This window comes from Herbiconiux flava (assembly GCF_013409865.1).
Lineage (GTDB): Bacteria > Actinomycetota > Actinomycetes > Actinomycetales > Microbacteriaceae > Herbiconiux > Herbiconiux flava.
In genome coordinates this window covers 1-17,631 of sequence record NZ_JACCBM010000001.1, presented here as the reverse complement: position 1 = coordinate 17,631, position 17,631 = coordinate 1, and the positions used below count along the sequence as shown (strand labels likewise).

Sequence of the window (17,631 nt, the reverse complement as noted above, 5' to 3'; positions counted from 1 at the left end):
TGTCCCAGGATGGAGGAATGGTCTCGAATCTCAACGGCGGGCACGCCCTGATCCTGCTCCTCGGCCTCGCGGCCTTCATCCTCTTCATCGCGGCGCTGGTGAGCATCATCAAGGCGGCGCGGGCGTCGACGGCGGAGAAGGTGATCTGGGTGCTGGTGGTGCTGATCCTGCCGCTGCTGGGGCCGATCGTGTGGTTCGTCGTCGGCAAGCGGTTCGCCACGGCGGGCGACCCGCCGGCGGTCTGAGCGCTTCGCCATGGATGGCCTCTTCCCTCGGGCGCCGGGACGCGCGCCTGACATCGACGACGTGTTCGCCGACGGGCGGGTGCGGGATGACCTGTGGGTGGCCGAGTATCTGCCGCAGTGGACGGTGCCCTCGAGGTCGGCGGCGCGGGTGGCAGCGGCGGGAGCATCCGGAGTTCGCCTGCTGATCGAGGAGGATCAGCTCGACTGGCGCGAGGAGGATGCGCCGCTGCGCGTGTCGAACCTGCAGACAGCGGTGTTCTCGGGGCCGGTGGGGTCGGCGCGGGGGACGCATCGGCATCGGCCCGAGCTGCGGGTTCGCACGGCGGTGCCGACGCGGTTGCTGTGGGCGCCGTCGTCGGGACGGGTGGACGTGACCGTCAGCGCGAGCGTGGATGAGGGGTGCATGCTGGCGGTGTGGCTCGTGGGGGTCGAGCAGGGGTCGGCGCGGGACTGCGGGGAGATCTGCGTGTTCGAGATCGACGCGGCGGGGGTAGGCGCCGGGTCGGTGGTCGCTCGGTGCGGGCTCAAGGCGCACGGGGATGATCGGCTCGCGACCGACATGCGCTCGGTGACGGTGCCGGTGGATGCGGCCGGGGCCCACACGTGGTCGGTGGAGTGGGGGCCGGCGGGCACGGTGATCGGGTGCGAGGGGCGGGTGGTGTTCTCGTCTTCGGCTTCGCCGGCGTACCCGCTGCAGTTGATGGTCGATCTGTTCGAGATCGGGCCGCGGTCGGGGGCGTCGGCGTACCCGAAGTCGGCGGTGGTGCACGCGGTGCGGGGGTGGAGTGCGCCGCTCTGAGGGCTTCTCGGGGCCTGGGTGGGATGTGCGGGGGAGCCGTGAAATGGGGATCACCCGGCGCCCCCGCATGTCTTCATGGTCGCGCCCAGGCGGTGCCGCCCGGGCAGTGAACGGCACTTTTCACCCGTCCCTTCACCCTTGCCGAGAAAGCGATGAAATCTCGCTTTTATCACATCCAGGCCCATGGTGGAAGCTTGTGTCACCCCCCGAATAGGGGGCAAGGTTCTGGTGGGTGGGGTAGGAGAGGAGAGAATCATGTGCATCCTGCCCAACAGGAAGATCGTTGCCGCTTTGTCGGTGGCACCCGGTCTCGTCATGACTGTGGTGAGTGCTCCGGCGGTGTCGATTGCGGCTCCCTCCGGTGTGTCTGCATCCCCTGTCGATACTGACGCGCTGGAGGAGCTGTTCGAGAAGTTCGGCGTGCCCGAGGCGCAGCAGCAGGTTCTCCTGCGCGAGGCGGAGAGCGGGACCCCGTGGGATGTGTACACGCCTGGCCCCTCGGCTCGTGAGGCGTGGAGTGCCGACGGCTTCACATACACCGTCGACCGGTTCGCGGACGGATCGTTCCGGGCGGTCGGGATCGAGGATCCGCAACCGGCGAGCCCGGGAGCGGTGACGCAGTGCACCGTCACGACGGGGTCGGGCTACTCGAACGCCGACAACTGCCAGATCGACGGAGTCTGGGGCAGTGTTCTGCTCGGCGCCGTGAACGTGGACTACACGATCGTCGACGGGCTGCCCGATCGGATCACGGATACCGGCTACGGCTACCAGAAGTGCTACGCGCCGACGACCTGTTCGTCTCCCGGCCTGGTCGAGTTCGACGACGTCGAGGATGACGGGCCGGCGTTCGCGCGGTGGCAGTCGGATGTTACGGCGGCCTGGGGCAGCTGGAACGTGTGGTTCCAGCTCAACGTCGGTGGCGACCGCGCCTACCAGTCGAACTCATGAGCATCGGATCTGCGGTCCTCGACGATTCCGTCGAACCGGTCGTACCGCTGGGCTTCGAGATCGGTGGCGCACTCGTCGCCGTCGTCTGGTTGACGTTGTTGGTCGGAGCGCTTATCGGAGTCGTACGCTCGCAGACCCTCTCTGGTGCTCAGCGGGTGCTCTGGATGGCGGCGGTTCTCCTGCTGCCGCTCGTCGGTGCGCTCGCCTGGTGGGTGCTGTGTCTGGTCGGGAGGAGTGCAGCTCGGGGCCGGGGCTAGGCGTCGCCCGCGATGGCGCGGAGGGCGTCGAGGTGGGCGCGCCAGGCGGCGCGGCCCGCGCGGGTGAGGGTGAGGGAGGTGCGGGGCATCTTGCCCGCGAAGGACTTGCCGATGGCGAGGTAGCCGGCCGCCTCGAGGGCGGAGGCCTGCTTGCTGAGGGCGGAGTCGGTGATCTCGACGGCATCCCTCACCTCTTTGAAGCTCAGGGTGCCTGCGCGGTCTAGCGCGGCCACGATCGAGAAGCGCACCGGATTGGTGAAGACGTCGTCGAGGCGGTGGCGGGGGTGCTGTTCGGTGGCGGTCACGCGCGGGCCTCGCGGGCGGCGCAGACGATGCTCACGACGAGCACGAGGCCCGAGGCGGCGGCGGCCAGCGGCACCGAGCCATGGGCCCAGATGACCACCGCGAGGGCGGCGGCGTAGCTGACGAACCAGGCGGCGATGTAGGCGGTCCAGCGGCGGCCGCGGGAGAAGGCCGAGCGGCCGCGGATCGAGAACATGAAGAACACCAGCAGCGCGAAGACGACCGTGAGGGTGGCGAAGTAGGCCAGGCCGAAGGTGTCGCCGGTGGTGACGGCCATGGCGAAGGTGCCCATCGACGTCGCCACGCCGAGGGCGAGGATGAACGCGATGTACGGCCAGCGGGTGGCGTTGTGGGCGTCGCGGCTGAGGGTCTCGGCGCGGTGCAGGAGTTCGCGGGCCTCGTGCGGGGTGACGGTGGGGGTGATGTCCATGGTGGGCTCCTTGTCTCGTGGGTTCAGTATGGCAAGTACTTTCCACCTTGGCAAGTCGTCAGTCGCCGCCTCCTCCTCCTCCTCCTCCTCCTCCGTCGCCGCCGCCGCCTCCGCTGTCGCCCCCACCGCTGTCGCCACCGCCGCCGTCGGACCAGCCGTCACCGCCGGTGCTGTGGTCATGGTCGTGGCCATGGCCGGGGGCGCTGCCCGAGTCGCCGTAGACGACCGTGGAGCCTCCGCCGTCGTCACCGCGCCCTCGACCGCGGGCCGTCTGCACCACGACCAGCACGACGATTATGAGGATGGCGATCGCGACGAGCGCGCCCACGACGATGTTGTCCATGCTCTGACGCTACGCCCTGGCACCGGCGGGCGCGGGGGCGCTAGCCTGGGGCGACGCGGCGGGGTGGCTGCCGGGGGCTCGGGGGAGTGCGGCATGGTGGGTTCGGCGACGGCAGCGGCGACGACGGCGACAGGGGCGGATGCGCGGGCCCGCGCGGCCCGGGTCTGGTACGGGGCCATCGCGGTGGTCGTCGGGGTGGCGTTGGTCATCCAGATCGTGCTGATCTTCACGGGCGGGCAGGACGTGAACTCGAGCGAGAACACCGCCGACGAATCGCTCGCGACGCGGTTCGTGCGGCTGTTCAGCTTCTTCACGATCCAGAGCAACCTGTTCGTGCTCGGCACGTCCGTCGTTCTCGCGCTGAACGTGCACAAGGACGGGCGCCTCTGGCGCGTGCTGCGCTTCGACGCGCTGATCGGCATCATCATCACGGGGCTGGTCTACGAGACGGTGCTGGCCCGGCTCGTGCATCCTGAAGGCTGGGCCCTCGCGGCGACGATCGGGTTCCACTACATCTCGCCGTGGGCCACCGTTCTGGGCTGGCTCGTGTTCGGGCCCCGGCCGCGGATGTCGTGGGCCACCGCGGCGCTCGCGTTCGTGTGGCCGCTGGCGTGGCTCGTGTACACCTTCGTGCACGGGGCGGTGACGGGGTGGTACCCGTATCCGTTCCTCGACGTCGACACGATCGGGTTCGCGGACTCGGTGCGGAACTCGGCGGTGGTGCTGGCGATCGCGGTGGTGATCGCGGTGGTGCTGACGCTCATCGACCGGCGGCTGCCGTCGCTCGTGCGGGGTGGGCCGGAGCGGCCGCGGGACCGCGCGGGCCGCGACGCACTCGGCGGAACCCCGAATCCGGGCCGGCGCGACACGGCGTAACCCGGCACGTGGCGCGGCGACCGCCCGGAATCGCGGGCTGCGAGGCCCCGTGGCCACGGCGTAACGTCGGGTGACCGACCGCGCAACACCCCCGCTGTCCGCCGTGGATAGCGTCCTCTCCATCGACATGACCCCTCGAGCCGGGTGGTCATCCACGGAGGAACGGGGCAAACATGAGTGGTCTCACGAAGGGTCTGAGGGCCGGCGTCGCAGCCGTCGGCGCGATCGCGGCTGCGGTCGCACTGGCCGGATGCGCGAACGGGGCGAGCGCGTCGGATGACGCCGCGGCGGCCGGTGCCGACTGCGCGGAGACGACTCCCGCGCACCTGGTGATCGGCACCGCCGACCTGGACGTGTCGTACATCCCCTACGGCATCCTCGCGAACGAGCTGGGCTACTTCGCCGAGGAGTGCATCGACATGACGATCGACGCGGCGGCCGACGGCCTGCTCCAGTCGCTGACGAGCGGACAGGCCGACTTCGTCATGTCCTCGCCCTCGGAATCGCTGTTCGCCGGCAACGGTGCGCCCATGGGTGCCGAGATGATCTACAACCTCATCCCCGATCTCAACATCAGCCTCGCGGTGCTGGACGACTCGACCCTCACCTCGGTCGGCGACCTGAAGGGCGCCGTCATCGGCACCTGGGGTCTCGGCCCCTATGCCGACGCCTACGTCTCGCGCTCTCTCGAACCCTACGGTCTGACCCTGGCTGACGTGACCATCATCGAGACCGGCTACGGCACGACGCCGATGCAGGCGCTCGACACGGGCGAGGTGGATGCGGTGCTGTACTGGCCCGGTCTGTACACGTCGTGGGAGCTCGCCGGCTACCCGACGCGGGTTCTCGAGGGCACCGAGTGGTCGTCCACCATGGACGGCATCGGCATCCTGACGACCGACACGATCGTCGCCGACGACCCCGAGCTGGTCGAGGGCGTCTCGCGGGCCATCGCCAAGTCGACCGTCTACCTCAAGCGTTTCCCCGAGAGCGCCGTTCGGGCGTTCTGGGCCGGCTACCCCGAGCGGGCACCGCTCCCCGGCGAGGACGAGACCGCCGCGCTGGAGGCCGACCTCGCCATCCTCGACTCGACCCTCGTCTCGATGGGCGTCGACGACCGCCCGGACGACACCCTCTGGGGCGATCAGACCGCCGACCGCTGGCAGAACCAGATCGACTACTTCGTCGACACGGGCATGATCGCCCCGACCGGTGAGGTGCTGCCCGACACGTTCTTCAGCGCCGACCACATCGCCGCCGCGAACGACTTCGACCACGACGCGATCGTGGAGCAGAAGTGACCCTCACCGAGCCGGAGCCCCGCGTCGACACCTTCGAGGGGTCGATCTCCCTCCAGGACGTGACGATGGAGTTCACGTCACGGGACCGCAACTCGCTCCTCGCCGTCGACACGACGTCGCTCACGATCCCCAGCGGGCAGTTCGTCTCGGTGCTCGGGCCCTCCGGCTGCGGCAAGTCGACGCTCCTCCGGATGATCGCCGGCCTGATGGCCCCGACCTCCGGGTCGGTCTCGATCGGCGGCGAGCCGGTGCGCGGGCCGAGCCGGAAGGTCGGCATCGCGTTCCAGACGCCGTCGCTGCTCGAGTGGTACACGGTCGCCGAGAACATCGCGCTCCCGGCACGGATGGGCCGTCATCCGGCCGACAAGCGGTCGGTCGAGCGACGGGTCGAGGAGCTGCTCGCCACGGTGAAGCTGGCTTCGCTCGGGGGGAAGTACCCGAGTGAGCTGTCGGGCGGGATGAGGCAGCGGGTCGCGATCGCCCGCTCGCTCATCACCGACCCCGCGGTCATCCTGATGGACGAGCCCTTCGGGGCGCTCGACGCCATCACCCGCGAGCACATGCACGACGAGCTGCTGTCGATCTGGCGCGAGTCGGGGGCGACGGTGCTGTTCATCACCCATGACATCGCCGAGGCGGTCTACCTCTCCGACCGGATCGTCGTGATGTCACCGCGGCCCGGCCGCATCGTCGCCGACATCGTGAACGAGCTGCCGCGACCACGGAACTCGTCGACCCGGGCCCTGCCCGAGTTCACCCGGCTCGCCAGCGAGCTGCGCGTGCACATCAACCACTGACCCTTAACCCCCTGACGTCGAAAGGCTCTGCCATGACCGAGGTCCTCCAGCCCGCCACGACGGCGCCGCGTCGCGTGTCCGCCCCGCCCCGATCGGCCGCGCGCACCTCCAGGTTCGTGCTCCGCCGGATCCTGACGGTGCTGGCGTACATCCTGGTCGCCCTGCTGCTCTGGCAGGTGTTCATCAGCGTCTTCGACGTCGACCCGCTCCTCGTGCCCGGACCGATCCCGGTGCTGCAGGCGCTCGCCACCCAGCTCACCTCCCCGGTGATCTGGTCGGCCGCCTGGGTGACCTTCCAGGAGGCGATCTTCGGCTTCGGCATCGGGGCGGCCGTCGGCATGGTCATCGCGATCGCCCTCGCCGAGAGCCGTACCCTCTACCGCCTGATCAACCCCTACATCGTCGCCTTCCAGGCCATCCCCAAGGTGGCCCTGACGCCGCTGTTCATCGTGTGGTTCGGGTTCGGCATCTGGTCGAAGGTCGTGCTGATAGCCACCTTCACCTTCTTCCCGGTGATGGTGAACATGTACCAGGGCCTCCGCAGCACGACGAGCGAGGAGGAGGAGCTGATGCGCGTGTCGCACGCCACCCGCTGGCAGCGCTTCCGGCACCTCCGCCTGTACCGCTCGCTGCCGTACCTGTTCGCGGCCTTCGAGGCGAGCTTCGTGCTCTGCCTGACAGGGGCGGTGCTGGCCGAGCTGCTCGGCTCGGGCACGAGCGTCGGGCTCGGCACACTCGTGCAGATGTACACCTCGACCTACAACATGGCCGGCCTGTTCGGCATCATCACCCTGCTCTCCCTCTTCGGTGTGGTCTTCGACCTCGTCGTGAAGGGCACCGCCCGCGTCGTCCTGCGGTGGAACCGCAGCTCCGACCACTGATCCAGCTCCGACCACTGATCCAGCCCCGACCACTGATCCAGCCCAGAACGGACCCCCTCGTGGCCTCGAACCAGCAGCACATCAAGCTCATCTGCGACCTCTCGCTCATCCACTCGAATGCGAAGTGGCGCTACCCCGGGTCGTGGGAGAACTACCCCAAGTACGGTGACCCCGCGCTCTACCTCGACATCGCGCGGATGCTCGAGCGGGGCAAGTTCGACGGCGCCTTCTTCGCCGACGTCGCCGGCACGCCGATGGTGAACGGCTCGATGAAGGACACGGTGGAGCTCGGTGTCGCGTGGCCCCGCCACGACCCGATCCCGATGGTCTCGGCCATGTCGGTCGTCACCGAGCGCCTCGGCTTCGTCACCACGATGTCGATGACCTACAACCACCCCTTCCACGCGGCCCGCATGATGGCGAGTCTCGACCACGTCACCCGGGGCCGGGTCGCCTTCAACGCCGTCGTCAGCGGGTTCCCGCAGGAGGGCCAGAACTACGGCTACGACACCATCCCCGACCACGAGTGGCGCTACGACCGGGCGGCCGAGTTCCAGCAGGTGCTGACGAAGCTGTTCGCGTCGATCGAGCCCGACGCGATGCTCTGGGACCAGGAGACCGGCATCGTCGCGGATGCCTCGAAGGTGCACCGCATCGATCACGAGGGCGAGCACTTCAAGGTCATGGGGCCGCTGCCCGTCGCGCCCTCGCCGCAGGGGCGGCCGATGCAGGTGATGGCCGGACAGTCGGACTCGGGGATGCGCCTCGCCGCGACGTACGCCGACCTGCAGTTCGCGGGGGCCAACGGCCACGCGGGCAAGGGCAAGCACCGGGCGCGCCTGGACGAGATGTGCCGGTCGGTCGGACGCGATCCCGACGACGTCGGCATCGTCTGGGCGGGATCGTTCGACGTCGTGTCCGGGCCGGCCGAGGAGGACGAGATCCGGCGGAAGCTCCGCGAGCAGTACTCCGATCGCCTGCTGCACGTGTTCCTCAGCCAGTGGTGGGGCCTCGACGGGTACGAGATCGACCCCGACGCGTACGTGCACGACGTGATCGCCGAGGTGCGCGGCGCCGGGATCGCGCCGAACTGGGGCTACCTCGACATGGCCATGACCGCCACGACGCCGACCACGAGCATCCGGGACTATGCCCGCGAGTGGCTCGTCTACGGCGCCGAGTACATCGGCACACCCGAGCAGATCGCCGACTACATGGAGGAGGCCTTCCACGCGAGCGGCGCCAACGGCGGCTTCATGATCGCCCCGCGATCGGGTGTTCCCGCGGGCATCGAGCGCTTCGTCGACGAGGTGATCCCGGTGCTGCAGCGGCGGGGGCTCTTCCGCACCGAGTACTCCGGGGCGACGCTCCGCGAGAACTTCAAGGGCCGGTGAGCGCGCGCCGGCGCGGACCCGCCCTGGCGGCCCTGTTCATCGCGCTCTTCTTCGCCGTCGCGTCCAACACGATGGTGCTCACGGGGCTGCCGCAGATCATCGGCGACCTCGACGGCAGCCCGCTCCAGTACACCTGGATCGTCACGACCTCCCTGCTGGTGCTCGCCCTCACGACACCGGTGTGGGGTCGGCTGTCGGAGCGGATCCCGGGGACCCGGCTGCTGATGCTCGCGCTCGGCCTGTACCTCGTCGGCTCGATCGGAGCCGGGTCGGCGCTCGACCCGTGGACGATCGTCGCGTGCCGGGTGCTGATCGGCGCCGGCGCCGGCGGCATCGTGACGCTGGTGCAGCTGATCGTGACCGACCTGACCACTCCGAAGGAGCGACCGGCCTTCTTCGGGGCGCTCGGCTCCATCACCTCGGTCGCTGCCATCCTCGCGCCGGCGCTCGGCGGTGTGATCGTCGACCTCGGCGGCTGGCGGTGGGTGTTCTGGTCGACCGCACCGGTCGCGCTCATCGCTCTGGTGATGGTCTGGCGGTTCGCCCCGTCCGTCGTGCCGCAGTACTCGGGCCGGGGCCGCTTCGACATGGCCGGCACCCTCACCATCGCGGCGACCGTGACGGCGGCCATGGTCGCACTTTCCCTGCTGCAGCGGATGCCCGTGCTGGCGCTCGCCGTCGGGGTGCTGTCACTCATGCTGCTGGGCCTGGCGGTCTACGTCGAGCACCGGGCGGCTCAACCGCTCGTGCCCGGGGCCCTGGTGCGGAACCGGCACCTCGTGCTCGTGCTCATCGCGTCGGGGGTGGGCGGCGTGGCCGCGTTCGGAACGTCGGTCTACCTCGCCATGTACTTCCAGACCGTCCGCGGGGCGACCGCCGGAGAATCCGGGCTCCTGCTCATCCCGCTGTCCGTGGCCACGCTCGTCGCGTCGCTGCTCGCCGGATACGTCGTCACCCGCACGGGCCGCGATCGAGCGGTGCTCGTCGCGGGCATGTCCAGCATCGTCGTCGGGTACGGGATGCTCGCCTTCCTCGGCCGCGACACCCCGATGGTCTTCGCGGTGATCGCCGGCGCCGCCGTGAGTCTCGGGGTGGGGGCGGTCGGTCAGCAGCTGGTGGCGACCGGGCAGCGGTTCCTGCGACGGGACCAGCTCGCCGTGGGGTCGTCGCTGATCCTGTTCCTGCGGAGCCTCGCCACGGTGCTCTGCCTGTCGGGCTTCGGGGCGCTGCTGGCGTTCGTCGCTTCGGGGACTCCCGCCTCCTCGGCGGTGCTGGACGGGGTGCGTCTCGTCTTCGTCGCCTGCCTCGCCGTGGGGGCCGTCGGCTTCGCCGCGGTGCTGGCGCTGCCGTCCAGACGCGAGGCGTCGGCCGGGGAGGACCTGACCCCACCCCGTAATGAGCCCGAAACGGCGGTGTGGTCAACTACTACCGAGTGACTACTCGGTTCTCACGGCGAGGGATTCGATGACACGAGCGAATGCAGGGCGACTGAGGGCGGTCGACGACGAGGCGGTGGCGGCGCTGCTCAGCGAGCGGCTGCGCAAAGGCCATGCCCTGCAGCAGTCACCGCGCCGTGTCTACTCCCTGCTCCGCTCGGCCATCCGCACCGGGGAGCTGCCGGCGCACACCCGCCTGGACGAGGCCGATCTCGTCGTCGAGCTGAAGACCAGCCGCAACGCCGTGCGCCTCGCCCTGCAGCAGCTGGACGCCGACGGCCTCGTCGACCGCCGGCCGGGCCTCGGCACGGTCGTCGTCTCGCAGATCCAGTCGTTCCCCGTCTTCGAGTGCGTCGGGCCGGCGATCGGGGTCACCGGCGCACTGCTCCTGCTGGAGAACCAGCGCATCCCGCCGACGCCCTATCTCTCGTCGCGCATCGGCGGTGGCTCGGAGCCGCTGCACATGTCGGAGTTCCTCGTGCGGGTCGGCGGGCAGACCGTCGGGGTGTTCTCCCGCTACGGGCATGAGCGCGCCGAGGCGCTCGAGCAGGACCGCCCCTTCCTGAAACCCGGCGACCTGAGCTGGTACCGGCGCATCCACGGGTCGGCTCCGGGGGACATCCGGGTCGTCATCGAGGCGACGGGGGCGGATGCCCGCACGGCACGGCTCCTCGGAGTCGAGGAGGGCTCGCCGCTCCTCGTGCGGGAGACGCTCTACTTCGACCAGAACCACGACCCCGTCGAGCTGCACTCCACCTACCTGGACAGCCGGCGGGCATCCCTCCTCGCCGTCGTGACCGACGGGGAGCTCCAGCACGACGCCGTGGCGCAGGTGATTCCACCTCGCTGACCCGGCGGTGGCGTGGCACGGCGTAACCGCGCGCGGCGGTGATCAGAAGTGCTGGTGAGGCGGCCGTTCCCCCGTGATGCCGCGCGTCGGCGCATCGGCGCAACGGTGCGGAAACGGCGACCTAACGCCGACGAAACCGCGGCCGTGTTCACTGATGACGTGCCCCCGACCCGCGGGCGGTGCAGAGGAGGAACTCGTGCGGACCATCACCCTGGGCGACCGGCTCGACATCGAAACGGCCTTCGCGGACTTCCCGTCCGGCGTGGCCGCGCTGACCGCCATGGTCGACGGCGCCCCGACGGGGATGGTCTCGACCTCCTTCACCGTCGGCATCTCCTTCGAGCCCCCGCAGGTGCTCTTCTCGGTGCAGAAGAGCTCGCGCACCTGGCCCGTGCTGCGCCGGGCCGAACGCATCGGCGTCTCGGTGCTCGCCCGAGGGCACGAGGCGGCCTGCCTGCAGCTGGCCTCGCGGTCGCGCGACCGCTTCGCCGGCCTCGACGTGACCGAGGGGGAGGGCGGCGCCCTCTTCGTGGGCGGTTCGGCGCTGCGGCTCGAGTGCCGAATCAGCGCCGAGCACGACACCGGCGACCACGTCCTCGTGGTCCTCGACGTCGACCGCCTCGACGCCACCGCCAACACCGAACCCCTCGTCTACCACCGCCGCGGCTTCCGCGAGCTCCTCGCCGCCACCCCGCACCGCGACGTCGCCTGAACGCGGGAGGCCCCGGCGCGCGGGGAGCGCGACCGGGGCCGGGGTGCGGTGGGGCGGAGCGGCGTCAGCCGATCGGGGTGGGGTTCGTCGGATCGGGCGGCACGGGCAGCGAGCCCTTGATCTGGTTCTGCGCCTGGCACTGGCTGGTGCAGTTGGTGGCTCCCTGCGAGAGCTCGATCGCGTCCTCGCCGAGCACCCCGCCGAGGCGGCCGCCCGAGGTCACGAGCCACTTGGTGACCGTGCCGCTCTGGAAGGTCTTCGTGGCGACCTGGGGGCTGTCCTTGCCGAGCAGCATCTGGTGGAAACCGGTGGCGCTCTGCGCGGGGGTGACGGCGTCGACGCCGTTGCCGAAGTTGATCTTGCCCGTGTACTGGTTCACGAAGTAGAACAGGCCCGGGCCGAGGGTGTGCACGAGCTCGACCGGCTGGGCGAACTCGGGCTCCATCTGGAAGATGCCGCCCTGGGCGCCGTCCTTCGCCTGAATCTTGAACTTGCCGGCCGCGGCCGTGAAGATCACGACGAGAGTGTCGTCCTTCACCTCGAGCTGCTTGATCTTCACGGTGCCGATCTGGGCGGGCGTGAGGGTCGGCACCTTCGACGCGAAGACGACGGTGGGCTGGGTGACCATTCGCAGCGCATCCGGAGCCCCCGTCAGCGTGTAGTCGTAGACGCCGAGGGTCGTGGTGTCGATGCGGAAGGTGTTGTTCAGGCCCTTCACGGTGACGATGCCGGACGCCGCCAGGTCCTTCAGCTTGACGTCCTTGCCGGGGGCCGGGTTGTAGGTGGTGCCGTTGACGGTGACGGCGTAGTCGCCGCCGCCCGCCGAGGGCTTGGCCGAAGCGGGGGAGGCCGCCGCGAAGGCGCCCGTGAAAGCGGCGGCGGCGATGGCGGTGGCGGCGAGTGCCGCCCGGGAGGCTCGGCGGATGCGGTGCGTGTTCATCGCTGGTCCTTCGGTCGTGAGCGAGAGAGGCGACGGCGGGTGCCGTCTGCCTTCAGCCTCGGTGACGCGCGCCCCGGCGTCGATACGACGTAGGTACTAGTACCCGTTCTCGCGCGCCCACAGCGCCGCGCTGACGCGGTCGCCGACGCCGAGCCGGCGGAAGATGCTGCCCACGTGCACCTTCACCGTGCGCTCGGCGATGCCCAGCTCGTGCGCGATCTGCTTGTTCGCCAGGCCCCGGGCGAGCAGGGTCAGCACCTCGGCCTCCCGGCCCCGGATGGGCTGCGGCTCGTCGGCGTCGCCCGGGCGAGCGGATGCGGTGCCCGCCTCGGGCAGCAGGGCGTGCGTCACGCGCGGGTCGATCGGGCGATGTCCCCGCGCGGCGGCCTGCACGGCGGCGGCGATCTCGGCCGGCTCCGCATCCTTCACCACGTAGCCGGTGGCACCGGCGGCGAGGGCGGCCCGCAGGTCGTCACCCGTGTGCGACGACGTCAGGATGACGACGGCGAGTTCAGGATGCTCGCGCCGCACGATCCCCGTGGCCTCGATGCCGCCCGTGCCGGGCATCGACAGGTCCATCAGCAGCACGTCGGGGCGGGTGCGCTCGATCAGCGCGAGGGCGTCCCCGCCGTCGGAGGCCTCGCCCACGACGGCGATCCCGCCCGCCTCCTCGAGCAGGGCGACGAGGCCCGCGCGCACGAGCGGGTGGTCGTCGATCAGGGCGACGCCCACCGGCCTCACGCGGCGCCTCCCCGGGCGGGTGGCGTGCCGGGCAGCTCGAGGCGCCAGCTCGTGCCTGCTCCGGGGGCGGTGGCGACCGAGAGGGCGGCCCCGGCGCTCTGCACGGCGTCGACGAGGAGGGGGATGCCCACATGACCCGAGGCGGGGGAGTGCAGGAGCTCGGGGTCGAAGCCGCGCCCGTCGTCGCGGATCTCGACCACGACGGACTCCGAGCGGGAGCGGCCGCGGGAGGCGGACAGCTCGACCGTCGCCTCGGTGGCCCGCGCGTGCTTCACCACGTTCGCCAGCACCTCGCGCACGACGCGGAAGACCAGCCGCGCCTCGTCGGGGTCGAGCGCACGGTGCGGCCCCTCGACGACCCGCACCTCGACGCCCCGCCCGCGCACCGCGGTGGCGAGGTCGTCGAGCGCCGGGCGGATGCCGGCGGCCGTGAGGCTCGGCGGGTAGAGGTCGACGAGCAGGGTGCGGAGGCCTCCGAGGTTCGCCCGGAGCGTCGCCGTGGCGTCGTCGAGCCGGCCGGCCAGGGCGGCGTCGCCGGTCGCGCGAGCGGAGGAGGCGGCCGAGCGGAGGGCCAGGATGCTCGCGGTGAGGTCCTGGATGGCGCCGTCGTGCAGGCGGCCGGCGATGCGCATCCGCTCACTCGCGGAGGCGTCGACGGCCTGCAGCAGCATCGCCTCGCGCTCGGACTGGGCGCGGCGCACCAGCACGAACAGGCGGCGGCCGACGGGGGCGAGCAGCACGATGAGGGCGATCACGCTGCCGGCGGAGAGCAGGGAGAAGGCGGTCCAGAGCTCGCTCGTTCGCGCGGAGACGCGGTCGTAGGGGAAGTACGCCTCGAACAGCAGCTTCTCGCCGTCGGCCGCGGTGACCGAGTGATAGGCCTCGAGCAGGGTGCCGCGGCCGCGCTCGAAGCGGTTCTCGGGGGCGCTCAGGTCGGAGACCTCCGAGTCGACCCCGCCGTCGGTGAGCACCTCGAGCTCCTCGTCGTCGAGGCCGAAAGTCTCGCCGATCAGACGCGGCTCGTCGGAGTAGAGGATCGTGCCGTCGGCGTCCCAGATCTTCACCCGCACGACGTCGTCGCCGATCACCCGGGCGCGGATCAGCTCGTCGAACGCCCGCCGCTCGGCCTCGTCGTCGAGGAGGCCCGCGCCGAGTGCCGGCTCGACCACCACGTCGGCGAGCAGCTCGGCCGAGCGGGCGGCGTCGTTCACCGCCTCGTCCTCGGCGAGCCGCCGGGCGACGAGCACGCCGACGGCGACGACGACGAACACCACCAGCGCGGCCGCTGCGACGAGCCGCACCACCAGCGCGCGCCGGGTCGGCGCGGCCCCGCGCGGCCGGCCCCCCGCAGCCGGCTCGGTGAGCGTCAGCCACGGCGCCATCGTCTGCTCCGCCCCCATCGTCCCAGTATGCGCGGGTGCCGCCGCCATCGGCATCCGGCCCGGCCTCTTGACGGGGGCGGGTTGTTAGTGTTTGATCAGTCACATGAGCGAGACGAGATCACGAGGGGCGGGCATCCGCTCGACCGCCGAGGATCAGAGGGTGCGCATCGTCGCCCGTGCGGTCGACGTGTTCGCCGTGTCGGGCTACAAGGCGACCCCGGTCGCCGACGTGGCGACGGCGGCCAAGGTGTCGCCGGCGTACGTGTTCCGGCTGTTCGAGGGCAAGCTCGGGCTGTTCGTGGCCGCCGTCGACGACTGCTACGCGCAGGTCGCGTCGGCCCTGGTGGCCGGAGTCGACGACACGGGGACGCCGGCCGAGCGCCTGGAGCTGATGACGCAGTCCTACATCGAGCTCATCCGCGACCGCAGCCTGATCGCGCTGCAGGTGCACGCGCAGAGCGCCTGCGACGTGCCCGAGATCCGGGATGCCGTGCGGCGGGGCCTGGCCGCGGTCGTGCGGGCGGTCTCCGGCACATCGGGTGCCGACGACGACTCGGTGCAGCGCTTCCTCGCCTACGGCCAGCTCTGCCACCTCGTGGTGCAGGCCGGCCTCGCCGACGTCGACACGGCGTGGGCGCGGGTCGTCGACCACGGCATCCGGCACGACTGACGGCCCGACCAGGCTGACTCCGGCCCTCCCAAGCTTAGCCCGCAATTGTGACTGTTCAGTCACACACAACCAGGAAGAAGACACCATGAGCACCGACCAGATCACCCGCATCGTCCTCCCCGGCCTCGTCGAGCCCGCGGGCCTCGAGGTCGTCACCGGCCCGCTGCCCCGCCCCGCGAAGGGCCAGCTGCTCGTCGCCGTTGAGGCCACCGGCATCAGCTTCGCCGAGCAGTCCATGCGCAAGGGCCGCTACTTCGGTCAGCCCGCATTCCCGTTCACGCCGGGCTACGACCTCGTCGGCACCGTCGTCGAGGTCGGCGCGGGCGGTGACGAGCGGATGCTCGGCCGCCGCGTCGCGAGCATGACCAAGACGGGCGCGTGGGCGACCCGCGCGGTCGTCGAGGCGCGTGACACGGTGCCCGTTCCGGCCGCCGTCTCCGCGGAGGACGCCGAGACGGTCGTGGTCAACGGCGTCACGGCCTGGCAGATGCTCAACCGCTCGGCGCGGGTGCGTCGCGGAGGGACGGTGCTGCTGTTCGGGGCGAACGGCGGGGTCGGGGGCATCCTGAGTCAGCTCGCGCTGCACCAGGGCGTCAGGGTCATCGGGGCCGCGTCGCCGCGGCATCACGAGGCGCTGCGGGCGGCGGGGGTGGAGCCGGTCGACTACGCCGACCCCGAGCTCGAGGCGCGGGTGCGCGAGCTGGCGCCCGGGGGAGTGGACGCGGTGTTCGACAACGTCGGCGACGAGACGGCGCGGATGTCGTTCCGGCTGCTCGCGCGTGGTGGTGTGCTGGTGTTGTACGCCATCGTCGGGGTGCTCGACGACGCCGCCCTGGGGGGATCGCTGGGACTCTGGGGCGCGTTCGGCCGGGCGATCGGGCAGGCAGTCCTGTGGAGTGCCCAGCCGAACGGGAAGCGCGCGACGTTCTACGACCTGTGGGCCGGCCACCGGCTGCGCCCGGTTCGCTTCCGCCGGCGCCTGGAGGCGGACCTGGGGCGGGTCTTCGCGCTACTCGAGAACGGTGTGCTGACCGCCAACATCGCCGCGCGCTTCCCCCTGACCGAGGCGGCGGCCGCGCTCGCGCTGGCCGAGTCGCGCACGCTGAACGGCAAGGTCCTGCTGCTGCCCTGACCGGCTGGCCCTCTTGCGCGGGGCGGGGCATCCGTGTTTTATTAACGTTGTCAAATAATTACGGACATCGCGGTCCGTCAGGGCGTTCCCGCCTGCGGTCGCGGAGAGGAACGCATGAGATCGCAGTCCCGGATCACCCGCTCGGCGCTCGCCACCGCGGCGCTCGCCGTCGCAGGAGCACTCGCCTTCGGCGGCACCGCCGCCTCGGCCACCCCGACCCCGAGCCCCACCCCCACCCCGACGAGCACGCCCAGCGCGACGAGCACGCCCAGCGCGACGAGCACGCCCAGCGCGACGAGCACGCCCACCCCGGCAGCGAGCCCGACCGGCACCGCGACCCCGGCTCCGACCCCCACCCCCACCGAGCAGCCGAGCGGCGCGAAGCCGCCGCAGACCGCCCCCACCCCGGCCCCCGCCCTCCCCGAGGGCGACCTGGCCGCGAAGCCGTACCTCGGCTGGAGCAGCTACAGCATGCAGGTCTACTCCGACGACGGCCAGTGGATCACCGCCGACCAGATCATCGCCCAGTCCGACGCGATGCACGAGAAGCTGCAGCCCTTCGGCTACGACCACATCAACGTCGACGCCGGCTGGAACGGCGGCGTCGACGAGCACGGCCGCCCCGTGCCGAGCACGAGCCTCTACCCCGACGGCCTGCAGAGCGTGATCGACCACGTGCACGGCAACGGCCAGACGTTCGGCCTCTACTTCATCCCCGGCATCTCGGCCGAGGTCTCCGACGCGGCCTACCCCATCGAGGGGGCTCCCGGATGCACGACCGCCGACGTGGTCAAGCAGCCCCTCCAGCAGGCCGACTACTGGGGCATCGGCAACCGAATCGACTTCACGAACCCCTGCTCGCAGGCGTACATCGACTCGATCGCCGACCAGCTGAAGAGCTGGGGCGTCGACTTCATCAAGTTCGACAGCGTCACCCCGGGCTCGGGCATCAGCGACCTCTCGGTCGACGCCCGCGACGACGTCGACGCCTGGTCGAAGGCCCTGCACGAGCGCGGCATCTGGTTCGAGCTCTCCTGGGCGCTCGACATCCAGTACGCCGACCTCTGGAAGGAGAAGGCCGACGGCTGGCGTGTCGACTGGGACGTCGAGTGCTACTGCGCTCACGAGGCCCTCGTCAGCTGGGACACCATCAGCCGCCTCTTCCCGAGGATGGCCGACTGGTGGCGCCAC

General features: G+C 70.9%; 21 protein-coding genes. 15 read left to right on the top strand and 6 right to left on the bottom strand.

What is annotated here, in order from left to right; translation table 11 throughout:
* The first annotated feature begins 17 nt into the window (after positions 1–17).
* From BJ984_RS00105 to BJ984_RS00090, 4 genes are all read left to right on the top strand, one after another.
* Positions 18–245 (top strand): PLDc N-terminal domain-containing protein, encoded by a 228-nt coding sequence (locus BJ984_RS00105; protein WP_179546298.1) that lies wholly within the window; start codon positions 18–20, stop codon positions 243–245.
* Positions 246–255: 10 nt separating this feature from the next.
* Positions 256–1,044 carry a hypothetical protein gene (locus BJ984_RS00100; RefSeq protein ID WP_179546297.1) on the top strand — a complete coding sequence of 263 codons (789 nt, stop codon included), beginning with the start codon at positions 256–258 and terminating at the stop codon, positions 1,042–1,044.
* Positions 1,045–1,299: 255 nt separating this feature from the next.
* Positions 1,300–1,995 (top strand): hypothetical protein, encoded by a 696-nt coding sequence (locus BJ984_RS00095; RefSeq protein WP_179546296.1) that lies wholly within the window; start codon positions 1,300–1,302, stop codon positions 1,993–1,995.
* Positions 1,992–2,252, top strand: coding sequence for a PLDc N-terminal domain-containing protein (locus tag BJ984_RS00090; RefSeq protein ID WP_179546295.1), 261 nt, complete (start codon positions 1,992–1,994; stop codon positions 2,250–2,252). The genes BJ984_RS00095 and BJ984_RS00090 overlap by 4 nt, the downstream gene beginning before the upstream one ends.
* Here BJ984_RS00090 and BJ984_RS00085 read toward each other — a convergent pair.
* The 3 genes from BJ984_RS00085 to BJ984_RS00075 are packed head-to-tail and all read right to left on the bottom strand — an operon-like array spanning position 2,249 to position 3,328.
* A complete protein-coding gene (locus tag BJ984_RS00085; protein WP_179546294.1) occupies positions 2,249–2,557 on the bottom strand; it encodes a winged helix-turn-helix domain-containing protein in 309 nt (102 codons plus the stop codon). The genes BJ984_RS00090 and BJ984_RS00085 overlap by 4 nt on opposite strands.
* On the bottom strand, positions 2,554–2,985 hold the full coding sequence (locus BJ984_RS00080) for a chemotaxis protein CheY (protein WP_179546293.1): 432 nt from the start codon (positions 2,983–2,985) through the stop codon (positions 2,554–2,556). The genes BJ984_RS00085 and BJ984_RS00080 overlap by 4 nt, the downstream gene beginning before the upstream one ends.
* A gap of 58 nt (positions 2,986–3,043) precedes the next feature.
* The gene (locus BJ984_RS00075) at positions 3,044–3,328 is read right to left on the bottom strand and encodes a hypothetical protein (protein WP_179546275.1); all 285 of its coding nucleotides are present in this window, start codon (positions 3,326–3,328) and stop codon (positions 3,044–3,046) included.
* 93 nt (positions 3,329–3,421) lie between these two features.
* Here BJ984_RS00075 and BJ984_RS00070 point away from each other — a divergent pair, with 93 nt between their 5' ends.
* The 8 genes from BJ984_RS00070 (at position 3,422) to BJ984_RS00035 (ending at position 11,575) form a co-directional block, all read left to right on the top strand.
* Complete coding sequence (locus BJ984_RS00070) at positions 3,422–4,204, top strand: Pr6Pr family membrane protein (RefSeq protein WP_179546292.1); 783 nt, start codon at positions 3,422–3,424, stop codon at positions 4,202–4,204.
* Between the two features lie 173 nt (positions 4,205–4,377).
* A complete protein-coding gene (locus BJ984_RS00065) occupies positions 4,378–5,505 on the top strand; it encodes an ABC transporter substrate-binding protein (protein ID WP_179546291.1) in 1,128 nt (375 codons plus the stop codon).
* Entirely contained in the window at positions 5,502–6,302 is an 801-nt protein-coding gene (locus tag BJ984_RS00060) for an ABC transporter ATP-binding protein (protein WP_218869942.1), read from the top strand. Before BJ984_RS00065 ends, BJ984_RS00060 begins: the two co-directional genes overlap by 4 nt.
* Positions 6,303–6,334: 32 nt before the next feature.
* Complete coding sequence (locus tag BJ984_RS00055; protein WP_179546290.1) at positions 6,335–7,183, top strand: ABC transporter permease; 849 nt, start codon at positions 6,335–6,337, stop codon at positions 7,181–7,183.
* A 59-nt stretch (positions 7,184–7,242) separates the two neighbouring features.
* Complete coding sequence (locus tag BJ984_RS00050; RefSeq protein ID WP_179546289.1) at positions 7,243–8,577, top strand: NtaA/DmoA family FMN-dependent monooxygenase; 1,335 nt, start codon at positions 7,243–7,245, stop codon at positions 8,575–8,577.
* A complete protein-coding gene (locus BJ984_RS00045; RefSeq protein WP_179546288.1) occupies positions 8,574–10,013 on the top strand; it encodes an MFS transporter in 1,440 nt (479 codons plus the stop codon). Before BJ984_RS00050 ends, BJ984_RS00045 begins: the two co-directional genes overlap by 4 nt.
* A 28-nt stretch (positions 10,014–10,041) precedes the next feature.
* Entirely contained in the window at positions 10,042–10,863 is an 822-nt protein-coding gene (locus BJ984_RS00040; protein WP_179546287.1) for a GntR family transcriptional regulator, read from the top strand.
* 196 nt (positions 10,864–11,059) lie between these two features.
* Positions 11,060–11,575, top strand: a complete 516-nt coding sequence (locus BJ984_RS00035; protein ID WP_271206324.1) for a flavin reductase family protein — start codon at positions 11,060–11,062, stop codon at positions 11,573–11,575.
* Positions 11,576–11,639: 64 nt separating this feature from the next.
* Here the strand turns inward: BJ984_RS00035 and BJ984_RS00030 are convergent, their stop codons facing one another.
* The 3 genes from BJ984_RS00030 to BJ984_RS00020 form a co-directional block, all read right to left on the bottom strand.
* On the bottom strand, positions 11,640–12,515 hold the full coding sequence (locus BJ984_RS00030) for a hypothetical protein (RefSeq protein WP_179546285.1): 876 nt from the start codon (positions 12,513–12,515) through the stop codon (positions 11,640–11,642).
* A gap of 96 nt (positions 12,516–12,611) precedes the next feature.
* Positions 12,612–13,256 (bottom strand): response regulator, encoded by a 645-nt coding sequence (locus BJ984_RS00025; protein WP_179546284.1) that lies wholly within the window; start codon positions 13,254–13,256, stop codon positions 12,612–12,614.
* Entirely contained in the window at positions 13,253–14,656 is a 1,404-nt protein-coding gene (locus BJ984_RS00020) for a sensor histidine kinase (RefSeq protein WP_179546283.1), read from the bottom strand. Before BJ984_RS00020 ends, BJ984_RS00025 begins: the two co-directional genes overlap by 4 nt.
* Before the next feature lie 85 nt (positions 14,657–14,741).
* On the opposite strand from BJ984_RS00020, the gene BJ984_RS00015 reads away from it, so the two are divergent.
* The 3 genes from BJ984_RS00015 to BJ984_RS00005 form a co-directional block, all read left to right on the top strand.
* The gene (locus tag BJ984_RS00015) at positions 14,742–15,308 is read left to right on the top strand and encodes a TetR/AcrR family transcriptional regulator (protein ID WP_179546282.1); all 567 of its coding nucleotides are present in this window, start codon (positions 14,742–14,744) and stop codon (positions 15,306–15,308) included.
* An 85-nt stretch (positions 15,309–15,393) separates the two neighbouring features.
* Entirely contained in the window at positions 15,394–16,440 is a 1,047-nt protein-coding gene (locus tag BJ984_RS00010) for a zinc-binding dehydrogenase (protein ID WP_179546281.1), read from the top strand.
* A 114-nt stretch (positions 16,441–16,554) separates the two neighbouring features.
* Positions 16,555–17,631, top strand: a 1,077-nt coding sequence (locus BJ984_RS00005; protein WP_476729753.1) for an alpha-amylase family protein, incomplete at its 3' end; no start/stop codon positions are given.

Bases quoted from the DNA above. Each gene is read 5' to 3' on its own strand.
- BJ984_RS00080 (WP_179546293.1), bottom strand. From the start codon at position 2,985: ATGGACATCACCCCCACCGTCACCCCGCACGAGGCCCGCGAACTCCTG.
- BJ984_RS00090 (WP_179546295.1), top strand. From the start codon at position 1,992: ATGAGCATCGGATCTGCGGTCCTCGACGATTCCGTCGAACCGGTCGTA.
- BJ984_RS00070 (WP_179546292.1), top strand. From the start codon at position 3,422: ATGGTGGGTTCGGCGACGGCAGCGGCGACGACGGCGACAGGGGCGGAT.
- BJ984_RS00055 (WP_179546290.1), top strand. From the start codon at position 6,335: ATGACCGAGGTCCTCCAGCCCGCCACGACGGCGCCGCGTCGCGTGTCC.
- BJ984_RS00065 (WP_179546291.1), top strand. From the start codon at position 4,378: ATGAGTGGTCTCACGAAGGGTCTGAGGGCCGGCGTCGCAGCCGTCGGC.
- BJ984_RS00095 (WP_179546296.1), top strand. From the start codon at position 1,300: ATGTGCATCCTGCCCAACAGGAAGATCGTTGCCGCTTTGTCGGTGGCA.
- BJ984_RS00040 (WP_179546287.1), top strand. From the start codon at position 10,042: ATGACACGAGCGAATGCAGGGCGACTGAGGGCGGTCGACGACGAGGCG.
- BJ984_RS00010 (WP_179546281.1), top strand. From the start codon at position 15,394: ATGAGCACCGACCAGATCACCCGCATCGTCCTCCCCGGCCTCGTCGAG.
- BJ984_RS00015 (WP_179546282.1), top strand. From the start codon at position 14,742: ATGAGCGAGACGAGATCACGAGGGGCGGGCATCCGCTCGACCGCCGAG.
- BJ984_RS00105 (WP_179546298.1), top strand. From the start codon at position 18: ATGGTCTCGAATCTCAACGGCGGGCACGCCCTGATCCTGCTCCTCGGC.
- BJ984_RS00030 (WP_179546285.1), bottom strand. From the start codon at position 12,515: ATGAACACGCACCGCATCCGCCGAGCCTCCCGGGCGGCACTCGCCGCC.
- BJ984_RS00020 (WP_179546283.1), bottom strand. From the start codon at position 14,656: ATGGGGGCGGAGCAGACGATGGCGCCGTGGCTGACGCTCACCGAGCCG.
- BJ984_RS00100 (WP_179546297.1), top strand. From the start codon at position 256: ATGGATGGCCTCTTCCCTCGGGCGCCGGGACGCGCGCCTGACATCGAC.
- BJ984_RS00075 (WP_179546275.1), bottom strand. From the start codon at position 3,328: ATGGACAACATCGTCGTGGGCGCGCTCGTCGCGATCGCCATCCTCATA.